General features: G+C 49.2%; 15 protein-coding genes. 8 read left to right on the top strand and 7 right to left on the bottom strand.

Annotated elements, in window-relative coordinates; genetic code table 11:
• The first annotated feature begins 29 nt into the window (after positions 1-29).
• Positions 30-944, top strand: coding sequence for a glucokinase (locus LG211_RS07745; protein ID WP_253020674.1), 915 nt, complete (start codon positions 30-32; stop codon positions 942-944).
• On the opposite strand, the gene LG211_RS07740 is transcribed toward LG211_RS07745, so the two are convergent.
• From LG211_RS07740 to LG211_RS07710, 7 genes are all read right to left on the bottom strand, one after another.
• Positions 927-4154 (bottom strand): 4-alpha-glucanotransferase, encoded by a 3228-nt coding sequence (locus tag LG211_RS07740; protein ID WP_269477288.1) that lies wholly within the window; start codon positions 4152-4154, stop codon positions 927-929. The two genes, LG211_RS07745 and LG211_RS07740, sit on opposite strands and share 18 nt — an antisense overlap.
• Positions 4155-4166: 12 nt before the next feature.
• On the bottom strand, positions 4167-5648 hold the full coding sequence (gene glgA, locus LG211_RS07735) for a glycogen synthase GlgA (protein ID WP_269477287.1): 1482 nt from the start codon (positions 5646-5648) through the stop codon (positions 4167-4169).
• Positions 5649-5664: 16 nt separating this feature from the next.
• Positions 5665-6768 (bottom strand): glucose-1-phosphate adenylyltransferase subunit GlgD, encoded by a 1104-nt coding sequence (glgD, locus tag LG211_RS07730; RefSeq protein ID WP_148398135.1) that lies wholly within the window; start codon positions 6766-6768, stop codon positions 5665-5667.
• Positions 6761-7921 (bottom strand): glucose-1-phosphate adenylyltransferase, encoded by a 1161-nt coding sequence (locus tag LG211_RS07725; RefSeq protein ID WP_269477286.1) that lies wholly within the window; start codon positions 7919-7921, stop codon positions 6761-6763. Before LG211_RS07725 ends, glgD begins: the two co-directional genes overlap by 8 nt.
• 44 nt (positions 7922-7965) lie before the next feature.
• Positions 7966-10380 (bottom strand): glycogen/starch/alpha-glucan phosphorylase, encoded by a 2415-nt coding sequence (locus LG211_RS07720; RefSeq protein WP_269477285.1) that lies wholly within the window; start codon positions 10378-10380, stop codon positions 7966-7968.
• Complete coding sequence (glgB, locus tag LG211_RS07715; RefSeq protein WP_269477284.1) at positions 10361-12319, bottom strand: 1,4-alpha-glucan branching protein GlgB; 1959 nt, start codon at positions 12317-12319, stop codon at positions 10361-10363. The genes LG211_RS07720 and glgB overlap by 20 nt, the downstream gene beginning before the upstream one ends.
• 93 nt (positions 12320-12412) lie before the next feature.
• A complete protein-coding gene (locus LG211_RS07710; protein WP_148398131.1) occupies positions 12413-12805 on the bottom strand; it encodes a helix-turn-helix domain-containing protein in 393 nt (130 codons plus the stop codon).
• A 226-nt stretch (positions 12806-13031) separates the two neighbouring features.
• Between LG211_RS07710 and LG211_RS07705 the strand changes: the two genes are divergently transcribed.
• The 7 genes from LG211_RS07705 (at position 13032) to prmC (ending at position 21123) form a co-directional block, all read left to right on the top strand.
• Positions 13032-13412, top strand: a complete 381-nt coding sequence (locus LG211_RS07705) for a helix-turn-helix domain-containing protein (protein ID WP_148398130.1) — start codon at positions 13032-13034, stop codon at positions 13410-13412.
• Between the two features lie 121 nt (positions 13413-13533).
• Positions 13534-14277: a DUF4367 domain-containing protein gene (locus LG211_RS07700; protein ID WP_269477283.1), complete on the top strand. Its 744-nt coding sequence runs from the start codon at positions 13534-13536 to the stop codon at positions 14275-14277.
• A gap of 693 nt (positions 14278-14970) precedes the next feature.
• On the top strand, positions 14971-16191 hold the full coding sequence (locus tag LG211_RS07695; RefSeq protein WP_253020667.1) for a glucose-6-phosphate isomerase: 1221 nt from the start codon (positions 14971-14973) through the stop codon (positions 16189-16191).
• 127 nt (positions 16192-16318) lie between these two features.
• Positions 16319-17167: a 3-hydroxybutyryl-CoA dehydrogenase gene (locus tag LG211_RS07690; protein ID WP_148398127.1), complete on the top strand. Its 849-nt coding sequence runs from the start codon at positions 16319-16321 to the stop codon at positions 17165-17167.
• Between the two features lie 538 nt (positions 17168-17705).
• Positions 17706-19211 carry a transcription termination factor Rho gene (rho, locus tag LG211_RS07685; protein WP_253020666.1) on the top strand — a complete coding sequence of 502 codons (1506 nt, stop codon included), beginning with the start codon at positions 17706-17708 and terminating at the stop codon, positions 19209-19211.
• A gap of 2 nt (positions 19212-19213) precedes the next feature.
• Positions 19214-20275: a DUF1385 domain-containing protein gene (locus LG211_RS07680; RefSeq protein WP_148398125.1), complete on the top strand. Its 1062-nt coding sequence runs from the start codon at positions 19214-19216 to the stop codon at positions 20273-20275.
• Positions 20257-21123: a peptide chain release factor N(5)-glutamine methyltransferase gene (gene prmC / locus LG211_RS07675; protein WP_148398124.1), complete on the top strand. Its 867-nt coding sequence runs from the start codon at positions 20257-20259 to the stop codon at positions 21121-21123. Before LG211_RS07680 ends, prmC begins: the two co-directional genes overlap by 19 nt.
• Positions 21124-21216 lie beyond the last annotated feature (93 nt).

The raw sequence follows: 21216 nt of genomic DNA, 5'->3' as shown, positions 1-21216 counted from the left end.
AATATAATTAAGACACGGAGGCCTTACCTATGATCATGACAATGGATATTGGCGGAACCAAAACCTTATGCACCTTCTGGGAGGACGGCCGGCCGGCGGAGAGACAGCGGATCCCCACCGCATCAATCGATGACCTTGGCCGTCTCATATCCCAGCTGGCCTGCGGCAGGACCGTGGAATGCCTCTGCATTGCAGCCGCTGGCCCCGTCCACAGGCAGACGGTGGAACTGACCGGCACGGGGCTGCGTATTGATCGGGACTCCCTGAAAAATGCGCTTCCCCAAATCCCGACGATTATACTCATGAACGATCTTGCAGCGGTGGGATACGCATTGCCTGCCATTGCGACGGGGCAGCTCTTATCTTTAAAAGAAGGCTCTCCCCAAAAAGGCGCAAAGGCAGTCCTCTCTCTGGGAACCGGCCTGGGGGTCTGTGTGATTACCCCTGTAGGGGAAGTACTGCCATCAGAAGGCGGCCATATGGATTTTGCTCCCGGAGACCTGCGCCAGCAGCAAATCTGCGATACACTGCACAAGCAATATGGCCGTCTCAGCTGTGAACGGCTGCTATCCGGCCAGGGACTTGTCAATATCTATGGTGCACTGACCGGTGCCTGGGGCCTGAGCCCTGCGCAGATCACTGACAAAGCTTTCAAGCAAGAACCCGATGCCATGGAAACCATGACGGTGTTTTCTCAGATCCTAGGTTCTGCCTGCGGTAACTTTGGCTTGATCTTCATGGCATCGGGGGGCATTTATCTCAGCGGCGGCATTCTTCCAAAGATCCATCCTCTGCTGGACCAGAATGCTTTTTTGAACGCATTTCTAGATAAGGGCCGGGTACGAGATCTCCTGGAGGAGATCCCCATCCGTCTCATCCTGGATGAAACCGCCCCATCGCTGGGAGCGGCCCTTTACGCAGCCAGGCTATCTGCCACTGTCTAACGCCCATCTTCGCACTTTTGCTGCCAGCTCCTGTGTCAACTGAGAGGGCTGGGCCTGCCAGGTCCAATTGCCAAGTGCCCGGCCCGGCACATTCATCCGGCTTTCATCCCCCAGCCCCAGCAAATCTTGAAGAGGCGTGATGATCCAGGCGCCATTGCCTTTATATAATGACTCTATTATAGCATCACTTCCCCGGGGCTGGGTAGTATTTTCTGCGCACCATGCGGCGAGAGTCCGGTTGTCGTGGGTGCCGGTATAGTAAAGTTTTTCTGCCGCCGCCTTATCGGGCAGGCACTCCATTTCGCCATGAGAAAACTGATAGACCATCATCCCCGGATATCGGCAAAGATGGAGCAGGTTTTTAACCTGGATGTCCAGACAACCTAAATCCTCCGCTAAAAGGGGCAGCTGACCCAGATGCTTTGTTAAACAGCGGAAAAAATCCTCGCCCGGACCGGGAAGCCATACGCCCTCGCAGGCTGCTTTACCAGGAGGAATGGCGTAAGCAGCTGAAAATCCTCGAAAGTGGTCGCAGCGAATATAGTCATAATGCCTCATTGCCTGGGAAATGCGCCGGCGCCACCACCAATAGTCTTCCTTTTTCATCCGATCCCAATCACATAATGGATTACCCCAACTCTGTCCGTCCGGGCAAAATTCATCGGCGGGCGCCCCGACATAAGCCAGTGGGAGACCGTCATCCCCAAGGAGAAACAAGTCCCTGTGGGCCCAGGTATCGGCGCTGTCGGTCCCGGGACTGAAGGGCAGATCCCCGATGACCGAGATTCCTTTTTCATTGGCATAGGTCTTTAAATGTTCCCACTGGGACCAAAAGCAGAACTGACGGCGGCGGATTGCTTCCAGCCGCTGTCCCGCCTGCTGTTTCCAAGAATCCAGGTTCGTTCGATCCCGCTCGGGCTGAGGCCATTTCTGCCAGGGTAAATCCGAAAACTCTTCCTTTAACACCATATATAGCGCAAAGTCCTCCAGCCAAAAGGCTTCCTGGCGGCAAAAGGCTTGATAACGGTCCCAATCCAGGGGAGCATCCTCATCCATAAGACGCTCATCTCCCGCAAAGACTGCTGGGCTGGAATAGGGCGAATCTCCCTCCCCTCCCGCGGGGTTGAGGGGCAGGATCTGCCATAATTTCTGACCGCAATCGGACAGATAATCAATAAACTGCTTTGCTCCAGAGTCCATCTTTGCCGAAGGTATGGACGAGATGTGGCATAACACGCCTGCCCGCCGCTTCAGCGAACGCTTTTGGGGCGGATTGGTACGGCAGTCGAGGACCATGGCCGATAGCGGCGGCAGATTAACTAAGAGGCTGCCATCCTTTGGATAAAAGACCCTCGAAGTAAGAAGCTCCAGTACATAGGTCGTTTTTTCGGGCAGGGACAATTGAAAAGAGACCGCTCCAAAGATATGACGATTAACAGCGGCGATTAGCCTGCGGCCGTCCCCTTTTTCCCACCTGGTACATATAAAAACATGTTCCCCTTCCCAGGAAAACCGGTAGTCTCCATCAGCAAGAAAGGCATACTGCTTTCTCAAAGCAGCCAGCATCCGATAATGTGCCAGCAGTTCCTGGTCCTCCCGGCCCCAGGGATAGGTGCCCCGGTTATAAGGATCTTCGTATCCCTGACAGCCAGCCTCATCCCCATAGTAGACAGCGGGAACTCCCGGCAGAATGAACTGGAGCAGACTGATAAGCTTCAGCCGCTGCTTTGCCAGGGCATATTTATCCTTTGACAGTCGGTATCCCTCCTTCTTGTCGTATTCCAAATCCTGGGGAGCATCGCCCAGCACAGTGAGAATACGAGGCTGATCGTGGCTTCCAAGGAGATTAAATGACGCGTAGAAGTTCTGAGGCGGATAATTTTCAGCCAGGCTCAAAAGGCGGCGCACTGCGTTTTCCGCAGAACACCGGCCGCACATGTAATCCATTAGAAGACCGCGCAAGGGATAGTTCATCACCGCGTCCAGCTCTCCTCCCAGAAAATACCGCCGCCGCTGCCCATAGCTGATCTTGTTGCTGGCATCCTCCCACACTTCCCCGATGAGGACGCCCTTGGGATCATAATCCTCCATGGCTTTTTTGATGCCGGCAATGAAGGAATCGGGAAGCTCGTCAGCCACATCCAGTCGCCAGCCGCCTGCCCCCTCATTCAGCCAGCGGCGGATGACACTGTCTCTGCCGCCGAAGATAAATTCCTGATAGGAGGAATTGCTTTTATTAACCGCGGGAAGATCGGCAACCCCCCACCAGCTGGCATACTCATCGGGAAAACTGGTAAAGGAATACCAATCGTAATAAAGCGATTGCGGCCCCTGGCAAGCGCCGGGCTCTCGGTAGCGGCCAAAGCGGTTGAAGTATTTACTGTCGGCGCCGGTGTGGTTGAAAACCCCGTCCAGTATGAAGCGGATTCCCAGGCGCTCCCCATCTCGGATTAGGCGGGAAAACTCCTCCAGGCTGCCAAAGGACGGATCAATGCGCAGGTAGTCGGCCGTATCGTATTTGTGATTGCTGCGTGCCAAAAAAATAGGATTGAGATAGATGGTTCCCGCCCCCAAGCTTTTTAAATACAAGAGCCGGCTGCGAATTCCTTCCAGGCTGCCGCCGAAAAAAGGCCAGCGAATTACTTCTCCCTTTGTATTCCGGCTATAAAAGGGCTGATCGTACCAGTTCTGCTGAATCAGCCGCGAAGGGAAAGTCTCTGCGAATGGCTCGGCGGCGGCATCGGCCTGTCTGGAAAGCCAGGCGTCATCTCGGGCAAATCGATCAGGAAAAATTTGATAAAGAATGGAATGAGTATACCAGTCAGGAACGGAAGACGGCGCATAGACGGTAATCTGAAAGGGCGGCGGAATATGGTCGTACAGGAGGCCTTCTCCGCCGAGCTGCTGGGGATTGTTCCCATAATAAAGGGGAGATCCGTCGGTGCCGGTTATAGAAAAATAATACCAGCATAATGCCGGGCTGGCAGAAGCGACGATTTCTATGGAAAAAAGCTGCAGATTCCGGGAGTGCCGCACACCTTCCATTGCAGCAGGCTCAGCATTCGTCCCGTCCATATACAAGTACAAGAAGCAGCCGGGGCACGGACACTCCCCTTCCACCGCCAGGGAAAGACAAATGCGCGTTCCTGCAGCTACAGCGCCTTTTGGAGACCGATAAGCCGGATCCTGTGAATTGTGATAAACGTTCATAAATCATTCCTTTTATAGATGGATTAAATCCCGGTAAAGGGCAGCATATTTTTCTGCCGAAGCTTTCCAGGAAAAATTTTTTTTCATAGCGCGCACTGCCAGAGCATCCCAAGACGCTCTGCGGTTGGTGTAAAGATCCAAGGCGCTCTTGATGGTAAACAGCAGTTCATGAGCATTATAGTTGGCAAAGCTGAATCCGTCGCCGGTATCCTCATATTGGTTATAGGCGATGACGCTGTCCGCCAGCCCTCCGGTTTCCCGTACTATGGGAATCGTGCCATAACGCATAGCTGCCATTTGTGACAGGCCGCAAGGTTCGAACTTGGACGGCATCAACAGAATATCAGCAGCAGCATAAAATTTAGATGACATGGGAGCGTCAAAAGTCATGCAGGCCCGAACTTTCTGAGGCATGCGGGCCTGATAGCCGCGGAAAGCATCCTCGTATTTGGCATCCCCAACTCCCAGGACAGCCAGCTGGACTCGCTCACAGAGGAGCTCATCGAGAATTCCCAGAACCAGATCGAGGCCTTTCTGCTCAGTCAGACGGCTGATGATGACAAGAAGCGGTATGCTTTCATCCCTTTTTAGCCCCAGTTCTTCCTGAAGAGCACGTTTGTTGGCGGCCTTTCCCTGCTGAAAGGAAGACGGCCGATACCTTTCATAAAGGCATCGATCTTTAGCCGGAGAATACTTTGATTGGTCGATTCCATTGAGAATTCCAGTGAGAACGGAGCTTCGTCGTCGAAAGATTTCTTCCATGTGCTCTCCGTAATATGCAGTGCGGATTTCTTTGGCATAGGTAGGACTGACTGTGGTGAGCCGGTCGCTGTAATAAAGGGCTCCCTGAAGATAGTTAATACTCCCCTCAAAGGCCAGCTGGTCAGAGGCGGACCTGCTATGGGCAAGCCCCAGGACATCAGCCAGCATCGACTTGGGAAAAATACCTTGAAATTTAAGATTATGTACAGAAAATACGGTGCGTAGCCGCGTATATTTTGGGGCTTCCATGTATTGTTCACGGAGGAATACCGGAATTAGAGCCGTATGCCAATCATTGCAGTGGAGGATATCTGGAAAAAAATCCGGGAGATGCTGGAGGCACTCCAGTACTGACTTGCAGAAAAAAGCGGTACGCTCACCATCATCCTCATAGCCGTAAGGTCCGGACCGCTTAAAGTAATATTCGTTGTCCACAAAATAATAGGTGACGCCTTTTTCCCGCAGCATTTGGATGCCGCAGTACTGCCGCCGCCAGCCCAGCGGAACTTCAAACTGGGTAATGGTGATCATCCTGCTTTTAAATTCCTGTGGGATTGAGGCCAGCTTGGGCAGGATGACCCTTACCTGCACGCCGGTTTTGCATAAGGCAGCGGGAAGGGATCCTCCTACATCTCCCAAGCCGCCTGTTTTAATAAAAGGGTCGGCTTCGAATATGGCGTATAGAACTTTGATCGGACTTGTCTTTTGTGTATGGTTGCTTTTGTTGGTCATATTGAATTCCTTTGCTCTAAACTTCTTTACTTTTTTCGATTACCAGCGGCGTATAGCGGTTGCCGCTGAGGCGGGTATCCTCGTTAATCCGCACGAATTTGTCGCAGATCACATTTTCCATAAAGGCGCCGGTTTTAATATTGCTCTGCTGCATGATCACACAGTTTTTGACCACTGCTCCCCTGCCGATGCGGACGCTCCTTGAGAGGATGCTGTTTTCGACAGTTCCTTCGATGACACAGCCGTTTGCAATCAGCGAATTGGACACATGGGATCCAGATCGATATTTGGACGGCGGCGAGTCCTGCACCTTTGTAAAAATTTTGCGGCCGTTATTGAATAATTCGTCGCTGATTTCGGGCTTGAGCAAATCCAGCGAGCAGCGCATGTAGTCATAAGTGCTGTCAACTGCACCCACATAGCCGTCAAAACGATAGGAATCGATCTTCATATCAATTATATTTTCATAAATAATTTCCATGAGATCAACATAGCTCATGGTTTCATACCAATCCATCAAGGCCAACAGATCTTCTTGGTTAATGACAAAACAGTCCATGAACCAGGCGGCGTGACCGGCTGTCTGCCTGCGGATTCCCACCAGCCTGCCGTCCTGTCCCAGATCGAGGAAGGGGCCCTGCTTCATATGGGCGTCTGCGATCTCTTTGTAAACCATGGTGATCTGGGCGCCCGATTGGCGATGCTGGCGAATCAGCGGCTGGAGGTCCATGTTATAGATCTTATTGCTGGCGCTTACAACGACCAGATGCCCATTGGCCCGAGCAAGATACGGACGATTGTCAATAAAGTCCCGCAGCAGGAACTTTCCTTCAAACCGCTTTAATCCATAGATGGAACCCGGCAGGAAAAACAGGCCTCCTGATTTTCGATCTAAAGACCAGTACTTTCCATCTCCCAGATGGTCGATGATGGAGCGGTAGCAGTGAGAAGTGGTGATGCCCACAGAACGAACTCCGGAATGAACCATGTTGGAGAGAGGAAAATCCACCAGCCGGTATCTGCCGCCAAAGGGAATGGTAGCTGCCGGCCGGTTCTGGGCCAGGGGGCCGAAATGGCCGTTGGTATAATTGGTGGTAATCAGTCCGATAACCTTATTCATGGCTTCCTCCTTCCTGTTGCTTGAACACGGTCTGATTGTCGCCGATGACCGTGATTTCGTGTCCTTTTCTGTTTCCGCAGATAGCGTCCTCCCCTACTATGGCATGTTCGCCGACAATGGTCCGGAATACCTGGGCGCCTTTTTTCACGGACGCGCCGGGCAGGAGAATGGAATCGGATACACTGGCTCCCGCCTCAATGGAGACCTCAAAGCTGAGAATGGAATTTTTTACATCACCCAAAATGCGGCTGCCATTGCAGATGAGGCTGTTTTCCACCACAGCGCCGCGGCCGATGTAATGGGGCGGATAAATATTGGAATTACTGAAGATTCGCATATCCTCTTCAAAGATATTAAACTGGGACTGGGGATTGAGAAGCTCCATGTTTGTATGATAATAGCTGTCAATTGTTCCCACATCCTGCCAGTAGCCGGAAAAGGTATAGGCACAGAGCCTTTTGCCCTGATTTAGGAGCATGGGAATCACATTCTTGCCAAAATCATGGTCGGAGCGGGAATTTTGATGATCCCCTATAAGGGCCTCTTTTAGAACCTTCCAATTAAACATATAAATGCCCATGGAGGCCAGGTTGCTGTCGGGATCCTTCGGTTTTTCGGAAAATTTGACGATTTGATGCTTCTCATCGGCAGTCAGAATGCCGAATCGGCAGGCGTCTTCCCAGGCCACTTTCATTACGGAAATGGTCAGGTCGGCTCCGGTCTGCTTGTGTTCTTCCAGCATTAAGCTGTAATCCATTTTATAAAGATGATCGCCAGAAATAATTAAAACGTATTGAGGATCGTAGTTATCAATAAAATCTATGTTTTGAAAGATAGCATCTGCAGTTCCCTGGTACCATTGACCGCCTGCCTCGGTGGCGTAGGGCGGCAGCACGAATACGCCTCCGTAAGCATCATCCAGATCCCAGGCGGCGCCGGTACCAATGTAGGAATTGAGCAGCAAAGGTTTATACTGTGTCAGCACGCCCACCGTATTGATGTTGGAATTGGTACAATTGGACAGGCTGAAGTCAATGATTCTATATTTTCCGCCAAAAGCTACAGCCGGCTTGGCAATATTTCTGGTCAGCGCGCCCAATCGGCTGCCTTGCCCGCCGGCCAGCAGCATCGCTACGCATTCTTGCTTTCGCATAATAAACCCTCCTTAGTAAACAAGTACTTAAACGATACGACCTTTTATTTTATCTTCCAGATTTCTTTCGCATATTGGGAAATCGTGCGATCGCTGCTGAAATGCCCGGCCATTGCGATATTGGTAAGGGCCATTTTGTTCCAGCGCCGCCTGTCAGTGTAAGCCTGGTCTGCCTCAAAGAAGGCCCTCATGTAATCCTCAAAGTCCGCAAGTACAAAATATTCGTCGTTGTAGCGGATGAGGGCATCGTGTATACTCCAAAAGGCGTCCTTATCGGAGCCAAAAAATCCATTGACCAGTTGGTCGATGATTTCCATGAGTGCAGAAGAACGCTCGCAAATGTCCAAAGAACGATAGTTCCCCCGAAGATCCGTGATCTGACTGGAAGTAAGGCCGAAAAGAAACATGTTATCATCGCCTACAAGCTGATGAATCTCCACATTGGCCCCATCCATGGTTCCCAGGGTGAGGGCGCCGTTGAACATGAATTTCATATTACCGGTGCCGCTGGCCTCTTTTCCGGCAGTGGAAATCTGTTCGCTGATATCGGCGGCCGGATAGATCAGCTGGCCGATGCTGACGCTCAAATTCTCAAGAAAAACGACCTTCAGCTTTCCGCCTATCTGCGCATCATGATTGACCACATCCGCCATCGCATGAATCAGACGGATCACTTCCTTGGCGAACTCATAGCTTTGGGCTGCTTTTCCTGAGAAAAGAAAGGTATGGGGATGGAGGTTCAGATCCGGTTCTTTTTTCAGCCGATTATAAAGGTACATAATTTTAATCATATTGAGCAGCTGGCGTTTATATGCGTGAATTCGCTTTACCTGTACATCAAAGATGGATGCCGGATCGACGGTAATTCCGTTATGTTCTTTGATATATTCCGCCAGACGGCACTTTTGGACATATTTGATTTTTTCCAGCTGATTCAGAAACAAATCGTCATTGGCATAGGGGAGCAGATTTTCCAAATGATAGGCATTGGAAATCCACTCCGGTCCGATTGAAGTGGTGATCAGCCTGCCTAGAGCTGGATTGGCCTCTAGAAGAAAGCGCCTGTGGCTGACCCCATTGGTTTTATTATTGAATTTATCGGGGCTCTCCTGATAAAAGGTCTGAAAAACATCGTGTTTAAGAATATTGGTATGAATGGAGGCTACGCCGTTGACGGAATGGCTGCCGATAATGGATAAATTGGCCATGCGCACCTGGCCGTCCCAGAGGATCGCAGAGGAACGGGTCCGGTCCTGCCAATCTGCTTGGCTGCGGTCAATATTTTCGCGGTAACGTCGGTCGATTTCCTCGATAATCATGTAGACCCGCGGCAGCAATCGCTGTATGAGATCAATGGGCCACTTTTCCAGAGCCTCGGGCATGATCGTATGATTGGTAAAAGAAATTGTTTTTGTTACAATGTCCCAGGCATCATCCCATTCCAGGTTTTCTTGATCCAGGAGAATCCGCATCAGCTCCGGAACACACAGCGCCGGATGGGTATCGTTGGTATGGATGGCTGTGCGGTCTGAAAAGGCGCGCCAGTTATCTGCGCCGTATTGATGCTTATAGTTATCAATGATGGAAGCGATTCCGGCAGCGGTGAGAAAATATTCCTGTTTTAAGCGCAGTTCTTTTCCGGCAGGTGTACTGTCGTCGGGATAAAGGATGGCTGTGATCGCTTCAATCTCATTCCGCTCACGGACTGCTTCACTGTATTTACCGTTGTTAAAAGCAGCAAGGTCAATCTTTTCCTCTGCTGGTTCGGCTTGCCAGAGCCGCAGCATGTTTACAGTTTTGCCGTCATATCCCACAATGGGTACATCGTAAGGAACGGCCAGGACGGTCTGATAAGCCGTGTGCTCAAAATTGATTTTACCATCTTCATAGGTCCGTTCCACCTTACCGCCAAAGTGTACGGAAACGGCGCTATCCGAATTGCGGATCTCCCAGGGATACCCGTTGACCAGCCAGGGATCCGGTTCTTCGGTCTGACGGCCGTCCTCAATGGTCTGTTTGAATAGTCCGAATCGATAACGGGCGCCCATACCCATCCCCGCAAGATCCAGGTAGGCCATGGAATCCAAAAAACAGGCTGCCAGCCGTCCCAGTCCTCCGTTGCCCAAGCCAGGGTCCGGCTCCATGGGAAGAAGCTGATCCAAATCCTCTCCCAGTTCTTTGAGTCCTCGACGAACTGTTTCTTCGATTCCCAAGTTAATCAGGTAGTTGTTCAGCAGCCTGCCAATGAGAAACTCCATGGAAAAATAATAGACCTGCTTTCGCTGCTGGCTTATGTGCCGCAGCCTGGTTTCAGTGTGAAGCTTTGCTGCTCGGCTGCAGATCATTTTTGCCAGTACTTCGTATCTTTCCCGCTTGGTGCACTCTTCAAAGGGCTTTGCCATGGTTTTAGTAAATTCCGCCAGATATTGTTCCTTAAAGTCATCCTTGCTTGCAAACATAATTCTTGTTATCCTCCTTTAATTCCTCCGATCTTTTTTTTGGCGGACAGTAAGTAAGGATCATCCCGCCGACCGGAGGAACTAAGATCGATAGATACTGCTTCTGCCCGTGGTACTCGCCTTTTCTTGTTCTTAGGAGACGGCGGTTGACGCAGCCGCTTCCCCCGAAATCTTTATCGTCTGAATTGAATACCTCCCGGTAGATGCCCGGCTCCGGTACGCCGATCTTAAAGTCTTTATAGGTTTGAGGCTGAAAGTTGAGGAGGATGATAGCAAAATCCGTTTTTTTCTCACCCTGCCGTTTAAATATCAAAATACTTTGCCGGCAATTATCAGCATCGATCCATTGATAACCGTTCCAAGTATAGTTTTCTTTCCAAAGGGCGGACTGACGAAGATAACAGTGGTTCAGCGCTTTTACATATTGCTGATGTTTTGCATGGGCTTCATAGTCCAGCAGGAACCATTCCAGTCCTTCGTAGAATCGCCACTCGATGAATTGGCCGAATTCACTGCCCATAAAGTTAAGTTTGGCGCCGCTGTGGCACATTTGATAAAGGAGCAAGAGTCTCAGCCCCGCAAATTGCCGCCAGTAATCGCCCGGCATGCGGCCGATTAAAGAAGCTTTACCATGGACCACTTCATCGTGTGACAAGGGCAGGATAAAGTTTTCATTAAACGCATACATCATGGAAAAGGTCAGCAGGTTATGGCTGCCGTCGCGGAAAGGAAAGTCCAGTGAGCAGTATTTGAGGGTGTCGTTCATCCAGCCCATATCCCATTTGTAATGAAAGCCCAGGCCGCCTTCTTCCGGCGGATAGGTAACCAGGGGCCAGGCTGTACTTTCTTCTGCGATGGTAAAGGCATCGGGAAAGAGCTGGCCTACGGTTTGATTGAGCTTTTGCAGGAAGGCCTGTGCGTGGAGATTTTCTTCGCCTCCCCGCTCGTTATATCGCTTTAGGCTGGGCTTATCGATTCCGTAGTTGAGATAGAGCAGACTGCTGACGCCGTCCACCCGCAGCCCGTCAGCATGATATTCCTCCAGCCAAAAAACGGCGTTGCTGATAAGAAAATTAGCTACTTGCGGTCTGCTGTAGTCAAAATTAAACGTACCCCAGTGGGCGTGTTCCTGGGATTCATATAACTTTGAGCCGCAGAAGCTGCAGAGCCCATGTCCGTCTCGGCAGAAATGGCCTGGAACCCAATCCAAGATCACGCCGATGCCCGCCTGATGCAGGCAATCGATCAGATATTTGAAATCCTGCGGCGGTCCATAGCGGCTGGTAGGGGCATAATAGCCGGTGATTTGGTAGCCCCAAGAACCGTCGAAGGGATGCTCCATTACCGGCATCAATTCCACATGGGTGTACCCCATTTCTTTCACATAATCGGTCAGCTCTTTGGCCAGCTCCCGGTAAGTATAAAAGACCGGTTCCTCCCCCTCTTGTATGCCTCGCTTCTGCTTCCAAGAACCAAGGTGGACCTCATAGATGTTCAGGGGCTTTTTAAAATGAGATTGTTTTTTTCGCTGTGCCATCCAGCTGGAGTCGCACCACGTGTATGAAAGGTCTGTCAGTCTGGATGCCGTTCCCGGCCGCTTTTCGGCATAAAAGGCGAAAGGGTCTGCTTTATACAGCAGGCCGCCGGAGGGCGTCTCAATTAAGTATTTGTACAGCATGCCTTCTTTTGCATGTGGAACAAAGGTTTCCCATACCCCGCTTTCCTCTAGCTGCCGCATGGAGGTTTCCCGTCCCTGCCAATCGTCGAAGTCGCCGATGACCCGTACACTTCTTGCGCCTGGAGCCCAGACCGTAAATCGGTAACCGCTTTGGCCGTCCTTTCGATCCTTGTGGGCGCCAAAACTTTGATAGCAAAAGATATAATCGCCCTGCTCAAAAAGACGAAGTGCATTTCTGTCCGGAAAGTTGTATGTGGCCATGTGTCACCTTCTTCCTCTCAACGATATAAACCTAAATGCAATATTATGAAAGCCGGCCTCATAATATGAGTACCGGCTTTAATTTTTTTGGTGTTAATAATCCACCTGCAGAGCCTCTTGTCTTTTCCGAATGTCCAGCCGGGCCAGCTCTTCCGCCCGTTCCAGGAGTTGTCCTTTTGATACTTCCGAAAGCTTTGAATAAAGATTGAGAAGTTGGTGTTCGTCCTTGGTAATGTTCTGGTGCAGAAAGTAATCGCTTAAAATCGATTGCACATCACATTTTACCAAAGCATCCATCTCCACATGATAAAATTGAGAAAGGGAGTAAAGTGTATTGAGATCCGGCAGCCGTTCACCCTGCTCGAGCAGGCTGTAAGAAGATCTGCATAATCCGATTTTTGCGGCCAGCTCTGCTTGGTTGAGCCGGACAGTCCTTCTCAATGTTTTTAAGTTCCTGGAAAGTCTTAAATGATCATCGATTTTCATAAACACCTTCTTTCCGTAATTTAGGGTTCAAAAAACACGATATTATAGACTACAAATTTAGACAAAAAGACGCAACTTTCGACAAATGATATAAAATTTTCCAAAAATTCTCTTTAAAGATATACTTAATTACACCAATAGTTTATTTCCGCGGGAGCTGAGAACACTAGACTATAAGTAGAGATAATTGTAACTGTGAGTGGAAACAGTTCCTGGGAGGAGAAGAATGAAGAAAAAGACCAGTTTAAAGGAGATCGATCTTAAGAAAATGGGGCGGCGGATCCGGACGCAGCGTGAAGCGATTCATATGACCAGGGGGCAGCTGGCAGCCAAATTAGGCGTCTCCAGTAAGTTTGTAGCAGATATTGAATATGGAGATAAAGGGGTATCTATTCAAACCTTATATCGGTTGACGCAGATTTTGAATTTGAGTGCTGATTATATTCTGGCTGGAGACAAGGCCGCCACAGATACTGCAGATCCGGAAATAGAGCGAATTAAGGAAAATATTATGGGTCCGCTCTCGGCCTGCTCGGTAGAACAGTTGAAATGTATGGAGCAGATTGCAAGATATTATGTGGAAGGAATTGTCGGCAAGGAAGAGTGATCCGTATCGAAGCATTTGAAAGAATTGCATAGAACATTAGATTGAATTATAATAAACCTATTAAGTACACCGCAGTGGCAACTACAGATAAAGGGGTAACACCGTAAAGAAAGGAAAGAACATGGCTGAGAAAAATAAGGATGAAAGAACGACGGCAAGAAGCGCAGTTGAGAACGCATTGGTAAAGGCCCTATCTGATGATATGGGGGAAATCCCGGAAGTGTCGATTACGGTAGAGGAGCTCAAAGCTTTGGACGCTGCAGATAAAAAAAAGCGCAGAAAACGAGCGGCGAGGTGTGCTAGTGTAGCGGCAGTTGCGGTAATTGTGTGTGCAGCGGTGGTTTATATGGCGTGGCCGGAAACAGTAGTTCCGGTCGACGCCGACAAAAATACGGAACAGCGGGTTGAGACCGGGGATGGAGAGATTGTGATTAATGAAGGGGAAATCCAGGGCGATAGTGGAATGGTAGAAATTGATGAATTCGATTGGAAGAATATTGAAAATTATAGGAAAGATGTTCCTGAATTAGGGATTCCACATTATGTTCCTGAAGGATATAAGTTTAAAGTGCTTCATATCGAAATTTATAAAGAAGATGGGTTTAACGCGGAATATAAATTTAATAAAGGTGATGAAGAATTATTTATTAAACAAAGAAAATATAATAAAAGAGATGTTAAAACAGTTTTACTTGAGGGGAATGCTGAGGAAATCGTAACTAAGCAGGGTAAGGTATATATATTAAAAGATGATAAAGAACCAACTACTATTATAAAACAAAGCGGTGCTAGTGATTTAACTGTTATGGGTAAGATAAACACAGATGATTTAATAGATATTATAAATAGAATCGCTATGCCCTGAGCATAGCGATCTGAAAACATAACTAGAAAGTACCACTATAAAGAGTTCTAGAAACACTGGAAGTTCCTTTTTTACTAGTAAAGACTGCTTTAACACGATAGATTTTGCCTTTAACCAACTTAAAGGTATATGGTAAAGATAAACTTCGAGTATTCGACTTAGTACGGGATACTGTTTTTACAGAGACACCCGTTGCAGTTCTCCATGACCCGTTATACTTTTCTTGTAAAGTCATTTTAGTTGTACAGGAATCTACAACGCTCGAATATGTAACATCTGCTGATACGTTAGCAGATGTGTTACTAGTCCGGTTGGCGTTGACGGTTGCAGACGTGGTATATGCACTGACCACACTGACCGATCCAAACACCAGCACTAATGCAATAACGAGAAATAGACATTTTCTTTTCATTTTTTACCTTACCTTTCTTTCCGTTAATGTGTAATAGAATAATTAAATAACGTGAAATCAATTTATCGTTATAAAGCTATGAAGACAATGAATTGCAAGGACCGCAAAGTCGCATTGTCTTTTTTTTGGTCAAAAGCCGAAAGAGGTGACAGAATAATAGGGAAAAAACACAAATTAATACTGTTTTTTGAGTGACTTGAAGATAAATCAGGAAAACATTTTCTTGAATAACAGGAACAGGCAGATTACAATAAAAAGGATAGGGATAAAGGAGGTTTTGTATGGATATAAAGATAGACGTTTCCAGAAGCTGTTTGGTACAAGGGGATATAGACCGCAAAAGAGAAAAGGCCGATGAGGCCCTGGAAAGGCTATGGTCAGGAAAAGAAGATTTTACAGGGTGGGTAAAACTGCCTATGGAGTATGATAAACAAGAGCTGGAAAGCCTTTTGGCTGTTTCCGACGCCATTGGCCTCCAGTGCGAGCTTTTGATTGTAATCGGCATCGGCGGCTCCTACCTCGGCGCGAAAGCTGCGATCGAGGCCCTTCCCAAAGAACCCGGCGCGCCGGAGGTGAAGTTTGCGGGAACCAATCTAAGCGCTGCCTACCATGCACAGCTGCTGGAGGAAATGGGCAGAAAAGAAGTCTGCCTCTGCGTGATTTCCAAATCCGGCACTACGGTAGAGACGGCCGCCGCATTCAGCATTTTCAAAAAAGAGCTGATTCGTACATATGGAGAAGCAGAAGCGAGAAAACGGATCTATGTGATAACCGATCCGGAAAAAGGCGCTTTGCGGGAAGAAGTGGAGAAGGAAGGTTATATCAGCTTTTCTGTTCCCTCTGACATCGGCGGCCGCTACTCGGTTCTGACTCCTGTGGGACTGCTTCCCATCGCGGCTGCGGGAGCCGACGTCAAGGCCATGCTGGACGGCGCTGCGGCTGCGGCTCTTTCTACGGACTGGGATTTTGACGCCAAGGACTATGCCATCGCAAGGTATTTGCTCCTGCAAAAAGGAAAAGTCATTGAAGGGATTCAGTACTTTGAGCCCAGGCTCAAATCCTTTGTTTCATGGATGAAGCAGCTTTACGGAGAGAGCGAAGGCAAAAACGGAACCGGCCTCTTTCCGTCCGGTCTGGAATTGACCACCGACCTTCATTCCATCGGGCAGTTTTTGCAGCAGGGAAACCAGGTTTTCTTTGAAACGGTACTCAATGTGATGGAAGCGGACGTCGATCTGACCATTCCATCGGGGCCGCTGGCGGGAAAGACGCTGAACCAGCTCAATAAGGCGGCGGTCAAGGGCGTCATCCAGGCTCACAGCGGGGCGCAGATCCCCATGGTCCGCATTGACATTCCAAAGCTTGACGCCTATCATCTAGGCCAGCTGATCTACTTCTTTGAAACCACCTGCGCTCTTACCGCAATGCTGATGGAAGTAAACCCCTTCGACCAGCCGGGCGTGGAAGCATATAAAAAAGAAATGAAAAAAGAAATTTCCTAATGCAAAGAAGGCAAAAATAGTTTACAATAGATGAGTGTGTGGTATATAATATACCATGAGGATAAAGTTAATTTTTTAACAATCGGCTCCGAGAAGGCGGATTGTTACACTACAAGGAGGACATACAATGAAAAAAGTAGGAGTATTAGGAACAGGCACAATGGGTGCCGGAATTATTCAGGTTCTTGCTCAGAACGGATACGAAGTTGTACTGAGAGCCAGAAGACAGACTTCCGTTGATAACGGACTTGCTACTGTTACAAAGAATCTGGACAAAATGGTAAAGAAAGAAAAGATTACAGCTGCTGACAAAGATGAAATCCTTAGCAGAGTACATGGATCAACAGATATCAGCATCGTTAAGGACGCTGATCTGATCATCGAAGCTGCCACAGAAAACATGGAAGCAAAGAAAGCACTCTTCCAGGAACTGGACGAACTGTGCAAGCCGGATACAATCATCGCTACTAATACTTCTGCACTGTCCATCACAGAAATCGCTGCGGCAACCAACAGACCGGACAAAATCATCGGAATGCACTTTTTCAACCCGGTACCTGCCATGAAGCTGGTAGAAATTGTTAAGGGACTGACCACATCCGAAGAAACGAGAGAAACCATCATCGAGCTGACCAAGTCACTGAAAAAGACACCGGTAGATGTAGCGGAAGCTCCTGGATTCGTAGTAAACAGAATCCTGATCCCGATGGTAAACGAAGGAATCGGAATTCTTGCAGACGGAGTTGCTGATGTGGAAGGAATCGACACTGCAATGCAGCTGGGCGCCAACCACCCGATGGGACCTCTTGCACTGGGCGATTTGATTGGACTGGACGTATGCCTTGCTATCATGGAAACCCTGTACAGCGAATTCGGCGACACCAAATACAGACCGCATCCGCTGCTGAGAAAAATGGTTAGAGCCAACAAGCTGGGTAGAAAGACCGGCATTGGTTTCTACGACTACAGCAAATAAACCGATACATAAACAATCGCATAAATATAAAGCAACGAAAAAGAGACTGTTCATTTTGTGTTCAGTCTCTTTTTGATTCTATGCGCCGCGCCGATCCCTCGACGGCCGCACCCCCCCAATCAACTGCAGCTCCTCAAGTTTCCCGTTCCGCTCCAGCCGTACTAAACCGCCTCGCTGCAGCTTTCGCCCCAGCCGAAGCCTCTCCAGAAAAAATTTCATCGTGAACCGCACCGAAAAGGCAAGATCACGATAATTCCGCCCCGCCCGGCCCTTATTCATCCCGGGCCACACCTCAACACCCCAAGTGGCCGCCTTCCGGCCCGGCTTCTGCTCACAACCCCCAGCCCCGGCATATTTTTCCTTCTAACGCAAGAAAACCATTGTACCAATTCTCGAATTGGTATATATTATTAATATTAGAATGTCTCAAAATCTTATCTGTTTTATCTATTTACACGAAATCTAGTGAAATCACCAAAACAGGATGACAAAAGCAAGAAAGGAACGCACCGTTCGGATGTGCGTAGAAATGTGATTTATGGAAGAAAAGACGCTAAAGGGAAAGAAAGTGGCCGAACTGAGGGAAATGGCAAAGAATCTGGGAATGAAAGGCTGCGATTCCATGCGGAAAGCGGAACTGATTGCTGCTCTCATGCAGGAGCCTGCCCAGCCGGAGGCCAAAGCAGAGAAGCCGGAGGAAAAACCCAAAACCAAAGAAAGAACCAATAAGAACACGGCAAAGCCTGGGAACGAAAAGGGCAGGGACGGGAAGAGGGCTAAAGCGCCCAAGCCCAAGGCTGAACCAAAGCAGCTGAAAGAAAAGGAAACTGAGAAAGCAACGGAAGCGACCGCTCCGCCAGAAGAAGAAACTGGAGAAACCAGACCGAGAAAAAACGAACGAAAAATTGTACCGGATAAAGAGGACCGGCCGGAAGTAGAGGGCATCCTGGAGCTGGCCGAAGGGGGATTCGGCTTTCTGCGATTTTCCAACTTCCTCACCAGCGACAAGGACATCTACGTGTCCCCTGCTCAGATCCGCAGATTCAATCTGAAAACAGGTGATAAAATCCGCGGAATCTCAAGGAAACCCAATGAAGGAGAACGGTTCGGCGCACTGCTCTACGTGGTAACGGTCAATGGAGACGAACCGGGAGTGGCAATAAAGCGCCCTCATTTTGAAGATTTGACGCCGATCTTTCCCAACCAAAGATTGACGCTGGAAGATGGAACCAGAGATCTGTCCATGCGCCTCATCGACTTAATCGCCCCCATCGGAAAAGGGCAGAGGGGCCTGATTGTAGCGCCTCCCAAAGCGGGTAAGACGGTGCTTTTGAAAAAGGTGGCCAACAGCATTGAAAAAAAATATCCCGATGTTGAAATGATCGTGCTTTTGGTGGATGAACGGCCGGAGGAAGTTACGGATATGAAACGCTCGCTCCAGGGCGGTGAAGTGATCTATTCCACCTTCGACGAGCTGCCCCAGCATCACGTCAAGGTAGCAGAAATGGTGCTGGCCCGCGCTCAGCGCCTGGTGGAACACGGAAAAGATGTCGTTATCCTGCTGGACAGCATCACCAGATTGGCCAGAGCCTACAACCTGGTGGTACCGGCATCGGGAAGAACGCTGTCAGGTGGACTGGATCCGGGAGCGCTTCACAAGCCGAAAAAATTCTTCGGCGCCGCAAGAAACATGGAAGAAGGCGGCAGCATCACCATTCTGGCTACTGCCCTGGTGGAGACTGGAAGCCGCATGGACGACGTTATCTTCGAGGAATTTAAAGGCACCGGAAATATGGAGCTGCATCTGGATCGAAAGCTTTCCGAAAAACGGATTTTCCCGGCCATCGATCTCAACAAATCGGGAACAAGAAGAGAAGACCTGCTGATGAACCAGGAAGAGCTGGGGGCCGTATGGGCCATGCGCAGAGCCCTGTCAAACGGCAGCACCCAGGATGTGACAGAGACTATCATCGATAATCTGGCACATACCAAAAACAATCGGGACTTTATCCAGGTAATCAGGAAGGTAAGGCTTGAGGGGTAAACATGGATCTGAAACGAATATTTGTAAAAGACGCCTGTCCGACAAAGGTGGGAGGACAGGCCGTTTTAGACGGGATCATGATGAAGGGGGAGGACCGAACAGCAGTTGCCGTGCGCTTTCCCAATAAATCAATACACCTCAAAACTGAGAAATTGAAAAAACCTGCCAAATGGATGAAGATTCCGATCCTTAGAGGGGTGGGCGTCTTTGTGTCTTCCCTGGTGACAGGAACAAAGACGCTGATGTATTCGGCAGAGGTCCTGGAAGGTTATGACGGCCCCGATGCAGTGGAATATGAAGATGATAAATTGAGTCTGTGGCTGGAAAAACGGTTCGGTGAAAAGGGGGCATGGAATGTGATGCTTTACGCCTCCGTAGTGATCGCTCTGCTTTTGACCGTCGGCATCTTTATCATCCTGCCCACGGCAGCGGTCAATTGGCTGGGACACTTTACCGACAGCGGCATCCTGCTCAATCTGGTAGAAGGCGTTCTTCGTATTCTGCTCTTTATCATCTATGTGCTGGCGATTTCCAAAATGCAGGATATCCAGACTGTATTCCGCTATCATGGAGCTGAGCATAAGTGCATCCATTGCTTTGAAAACGGACTGGAGCTGACGCCGGAAAACTGTCAGAGCTTTTACACCCTTCACCCCAGATGCGGAACCAGCTTTCTCATGTTTGTCATGGTAATCAGCCTGGTACTGTTTTCCCTTTTAGGATGGCCCAATCTGTTCTGGAGGATTGCCTCAAGGCTGCTGCTCATTCCAGTGATCGCCGGTCTTTCATATGAGCTTCTCAGATGGGCGGGCCGCAGCGATAACTGGCTGGTCAAGGTTCTCAGCCTGCCAGGACTGTACTTGCAGAAGCTGACAACCTCCGAACCGGACAAGGAGCAGCTGGAAGTGGCGATTGCAGCCATGAAAGCGGTGATGGTTGACCCCGAAACGCCTTGCTTTGAAGGCTTGTGCGATAAGGACGGCAGACCCCTTGAAAAAGAGGAGGCGCAAACGAAAGAAAATGAAGGAGAGAAGGAAGACGATACATGCTCGTTAGAGAAATGATAAAGGCTGGAGAGATCAGGCTCATCGAGGCCCACTGCATGGATCCCTGGCTGGATGCGGAACTCCTGTATTATTATTTGACCGGACAGGATCGGGTGGATCTGTTTCTGGCTTCCAACAGGCCGGTGGATCCGGATTTGCAGCGCAGATACTTTGATCTTATCAGCCAGAGGGAAAAGCGGATCCCTCTGCAGCATATTACCGGATCGCAGGAATTCATGGGCTTGACCTTTCAGGTAAATCCCGATGTTCTGATTCCCCGGCAGGATACAGAGATCCTAGTTGAAGAGGCCGCGAAGATTCTACGGGGAGATAACCCCCGCATCCCAGGCAGAAGGAGCTGGAGAGTGCTGGATCTTTGCTGCGGAAGCGGCGCTGTCGGCATCTCCCTGGCCCGGATCTGCCAAAACATAAAAGTGACCGCCAGCGATTACAGCGGACCGGCCCTTGAGACAGCCAGATTTAATGCAGAGAAAAACCGGGTAAAAATCCGTTTTGCGCAGGGCGACCTTTATGAAGCGGTGGCCAAGAAACGATTTGATATGATCGTTTCCAACCCGCCTTACATCCGCACCCATATGATTCCCATTTTACAGGATGAAGTAAAATCCTTTGAGCCTCTGATGGCTTTGGACGGAGGAGAGGACGGTCTGGACTTCTATCGCAGGATCATCGCAGGAGCGCCGGCCCGTCTGCGCAAAAAAGGAATCCTGGCGCTGGAAATCGGCCATGACCAGGCAAAAGACGTGTCCGAGCTGATTAGAGCGACAAGGAAGTTTACCAAAGTCAATGTGGTGAAGGACCTGGCAGGGCATGATCGGGTCGTATATGCAGCAACATTGTACTGAAAATGAGGTGGTTGAATTTCCATTTTTGTGGTAAAATCATATTACACCTGAGAAAAAGGGATTAACCGATTTCAAAGGGACAGAAATATAAAT

It is taken from the genome of Hominibacterium faecale (assembly GCF_020734085.1).
In the GTDB taxonomy this organism is placed as follows: domain Bacteria; phylum Bacillota; class Clostridia; order Peptostreptococcales; family Anaerovoracaceae; genus Hominibacterium; species Hominibacterium faecale.
This window is presented reverse-complemented; position numbering and strand designations above follow the sequence as displayed.

Bases quoted from the DNA above. Each gene is read 5' to 3' on its own strand.
- LG211_RS07745 (WP_253020674.1), top strand. From the start codon at position 30: ATGATCATGACAATGGATATTGGCGGAACCAAAACCTTATGCACCTTC.
- LG211_RS07740 (WP_269477288.1), bottom strand. From the start codon at position 4,154: ATGAACGTTTATCACAATTCACAGGATCCGGCTTATCGGTCTCCAAAA.
- glgA (WP_269477287.1), bottom strand. From the start codon at position 5,648: ATGACCAACAAAAGCAACCATACACAAAAGACAAGTCCGATCAAAGTT.
- glgD (WP_148398135.1), bottom strand. From the start codon at position 6,768: ATGAATAAGGTTATCGGACTGATTACCACCAATTATACCAACGGCCAT.
- LG211_RS07725 (WP_269477286.1), bottom strand. From the start codon at position 7,921: ATGCGAAAGCAAGAATGCGTAGCGATGCTGCTGGCCGGCGGGCAAGGC.
- LG211_RS07720 (WP_269477285.1), bottom strand. From the start codon at position 10,380: ATGTTTGCAAGCAAGGATGACTTTAAGGAACAATATCTGGCGGAATTT.
- glgB (WP_269477284.1), bottom strand. From the start codon at position 12,319: ATGGCCACATACAACTTTCCGGACAGAAATGCACTTCGTCTTTTTGAG.
- LG211_RS07710 (WP_148398131.1), bottom strand. From the start codon at position 12,805: ATGAAAATCGATGATCATTTAAGACTTTCCAGGAACTTAAAAACATTG.
- LG211_RS07705 (WP_148398130.1), top strand. From the start codon at position 13,032: ATGAAGAAAAAGACCAGTTTAAAGGAGATCGATCTTAAGAAAATGGGG.
- LG211_RS07700 (WP_269477283.1), top strand. From the start codon at position 13,534: ATGGCTGAGAAAAATAAGGATGAAAGAACGACGGCAAGAAGCGCAGTT.
- LG211_RS07695 (WP_253020667.1), top strand. From the start codon at position 14,971: ATGGATATAAAGATAGACGTTTCCAGAAGCTGTTTGGTACAAGGGGAT.
- LG211_RS07690 (WP_148398127.1), top strand. From the start codon at position 16,319: ATGAAAAAAGTAGGAGTATTAGGAACAGGCACAATGGGTGCCGGAATT.
- rho (WP_253020666.1), top strand. From the start codon at position 17,706: ATGGAAGAAAAGACGCTAAAGGGAAAGAAAGTGGCCGAACTGAGGGAA.
- LG211_RS07680 (WP_148398125.1), top strand. From the start codon at position 19,214: ATGGATCTGAAACGAATATTTGTAAAAGACGCCTGTCCGACAAAGGTG.
- prmC (WP_148398124.1), top strand. From the start codon at position 20,257: ATGCTCGTTAGAGAAATGATAAAGGCTGGAGAGATCAGGCTCATCGAG.